At 72.3% G+C, this 2,871-nt stretch carries 2 protein-coding genes and 1 pseudogene; 1 reads left to right on the top strand and 2 read right to left on the bottom strand.

Translation table 11 applies throughout. The features are described from left to right. On the bottom strand, positions 1-1,552 hold a 1,552-nt coding region (locus ACE3Q3_RS23775; RefSeq protein ID WP_374450245.1), incomplete at its 3' end, for an amidohydrolase. A 71-nt stretch (positions 1,553-1,623) separates the two neighbouring features. Beyond that, positions 1,624-2,196: a DUF4337 domain-containing protein gene (locus ACE3Q3_RS23770; RefSeq protein WP_374450243.1), complete on the bottom strand. Its 573-nt coding sequence runs from the start codon at positions 2,194-2,196 to the stop codon at positions 1,624-1,626. 229 nt (positions 2,197-2,425) lie between these two features. On the opposite strand from ACE3Q3_RS23770, the pseudogene ACE3Q3_RS23765 reads away from it, so the two are divergent. Further along, positions 2,426-2,871, top strand: a pseudogene (locus tag ACE3Q3_RS23765) (monovalent cation/H+ antiporter subunit A); the annotation flags it as partial.

The following is a 2,871-nucleotide window of genomic DNA, read 5'->3' as shown; positions in this document are numbered from 1 at the left end:
TGCCCGGCTCGATCGAGCCCTTCTCGCCCTCCTCGAAGGAGAGATGGGCGCCGGCCAGCGTGGCGGCGCGGAGCGCCTCCATCCGGCCGAGGCGCTGGTCGGGGGAGACGACGGCGCCCGAGCCGCGGGCGCGCCGGGCGATGGCGTGCCAGACGGTCGGCCACATCGTCGGCGGCACGTTGTCGGTCGCGAGCGAGACCGTGACCCCGGCATCGACCAGGGCGCGCAGCGGCACGATCTCGTTCTCGCGCGCCCGGCCGACGCGCTGGCGCAGCGCCTCCCCCTCCTTCCAGACGTAGCGGTTGGTGTGGGTGGTGACGACGAGGCCGAGGTCGGCGATCCGCCGCACCCGCTCGGCGTCGGCGAGGCTGATATGGCCGAAGACCCAGCGCCGGCCGGCGAGCGGCACCGCGCGGTCGACCTCGGCGAAGAGGTCCAGCATGTCGGGCCAGATGCCGACCGCGCGGACGCCGCAGCGCGCCGCCTCCAGGAGCAGTTCGCGGGTGGCGCCGCGCGGCAGCCCGGCATCGTAGTGGAACCCCGCCCAGCCGGTCTGCGGCAGGGCGCGCGCGCGCAGGCGGTTGTCCTGGCCCTCGTCGATCTCCGCATAGATGCCGGAGAGGCGCAGCCATTCGTCGCCGTAGCCGCGGCCGCGCAGCCAGGAGAGCCAGCCCGAAAGAACCGCGGCCGGGCTGCCGTCCGCCCCCATCAGCGACCAGGCGGGGCTGTAGACGAGGTTGGCGCGCACCGTCTGCGCGTTGCGGCCGCGCACCGTCTCGAAGGCGGCCAGCACGTCGGCCGCGACGCCGTGGCCCTCGAAGACGCTGGTCGTGCCGTAGCCGTTGTAGATGCGCATCGAACGCTCGAGCGCACGGGCCCGCATCGCGACGTCGAACCCCGGCGCCCCCGCCATCAGCGAGAGCTCGACCAGCGGCATGAAATGGCGCTCGACGAAGACGCCCGTGGGGTGGCCGGTCGCCGGGTCGCGCAGGATGTCGACGGTCGGCGCGGGCGGCACCGCCTCGGCGCCGACGCCGCACAGTTCCAGTGCGCGCGTGTTGGCGATCGAGACGAGTGGCAGCGTGTGCCGCCAGTAACCCCAGATGGACTTGATGTAGACGGGGTTGTCCGGCGCCACCCGGTCGAGGTCGTGGCGGTCGGGCCAGCGGCCCTCCTGCAGCCCCTCCGGCATGCCCGCGAAGTCGGGCGGGCGCCCGATCGGCATGGTGACGATCCATTCGCCCGGCCGCGCGCGGCGGACGAGGTCGGCCAGGATGTCGAGGATGTCGGCGATCGAGCGCGCGCCGGCCAGCGACGGCAGTTCGAGCTTCAGCCCTTCGCGGTCGAGATGGGCGTGCCCGTCGACCAGCCCCGGGACGACGGTCCGGCCGGCGAGGTCGACGCGGGCCGCGTCGGGGCCGGCGAGCGCGGCCATGGCGGCGGCGTCGCCGGTGCCGAGGATGCGGTCGCCGGCGATCGCCACCGCGTCGGCGATCCGGTCGGCGGGGTCGAGGGTGACGATCCGGCCGCCGTGGAGCAGGAGGCCGGTCATCCGATCGATCGGTCCGTCATGCCGCCGAGCCTAGCGGGCCGCGACGGCAGATGCACCAAGAGACCGCGGCGTCAGAAGAGATGCACCGCCTCCGGCGCGAACATGCCGATCCCGGTCATGACCGTCCCGGCGATGCCGAGCAGGATGCCGATCCCGATCAGCACCGAGGCGCCGGTGATGATCGCCGCCGAGGCGAGCACGATCGCGATCTGATAGGCGGCGGAGCCGATCTCGAAATGATGGTAGGCGGCGCCGGCCCGGTCGCGCTTGGCCTGGGCCTGCTTGGCGCGCGCCGCCAGTTCCTTCCGGCCCTCCTGGGTCTCGGGCTCGCTGTCGTAGCGCTGGGCCGTCTTCTGCCAGCGGTCGATCCGCGCCTCCAGCCGCTTGCGCTGCTCGGGGTCGGTCACCATCGGCAACTCGGCCTCCATCTCCTCGGCCGCCGTCCGCATCACCGTCATGCGGATCGTCTTCGCCTGGAAGAAGGACCAGTAGTTCGCCGCCTCGATGTTCTCGGCGATCGTCGTCGTCTGCGATGCCTTGCCCAGCGTCTCGGAGATCGCCAGCAGCAGCGCCAGAACCGAGATCAGCAGCGCCACCTTCTTGTTGCCGCCGTGGGAATCGTGCCCGCCATGCCCGCCGCTCATCGTGCCCCCCGGATTGCGCCCCTGGATATGCGTTGCCCGGCGCGATCGCGCGGCAGATAGCTCGCCGCCCGCGGAAATCCAAGGGGCTCGCCGGCCCCTGTTCGGAATCCCGAACGCTCCGTCCGGACGACTGTCCGCATCCGCGAACAGGCGCCCCGTCAGAGATTCGCCAAACCATTGATTCTTCGATATTTCACGCTTGGCACGCGGGGTGAAACGGGGGTGGGCGATGGATTTCGCCCTTCTCCTGCCGCTGCTGCTGGCGGCGCTGGCCGCGCTCGCAGCCGGGTTCATGCCGCCCCGCGCGGCCGCCTTTGCCGGCGGCGCCGCGGCGGTCGCCGGATTCGCGGTCTATGTCGCGCTCGCGGGTACGGTCGGCGACGGCGGCCGCGTCACCGCCCCGCTCCTGGCGGTTCCGAGCCTCGGCATCGGCGGCGGGCTCGCGCTCGACGGGCTGTCGCTCGTCTTCGCCCTGCTCATCACCGGCATCGGCGCGCTCGTCTTCCTCTATTCCTCGGAGTACCTGCGCCACGACCCGCGCCTCGGCCGGCTCGCGGTCATGCTGATCGTCTTCATGCTGGCCATGCTGGGCGCGGTCACCGCCGACGACGTCGTCCTGCTGTTCGTCTTCTGGGAGGCGACGAGCCTCGCCTCCTTCTTCCTCGTCGGCTTCGA

Origin of the sequence: Allostella sp., from assembly GCF_041913585.1 — a bacterium.
Classification (GTDB): Bacteria; Pseudomonadota; Alphaproteobacteria; order ATCC43930; family Allostellaceae; genus Allostella.
This window is presented reverse-complemented; position numbering and strand designations above follow the sequence as displayed.

Coding starts and splice junctions, on each gene's coding strand:
- ACE3Q3_RS23770 (WP_374450243.1), bottom strand. CDS start 2,196: ATGAGCGGCGGGCATGGCGGGCACGATTCCCACGGCGGCAACAAGAAG.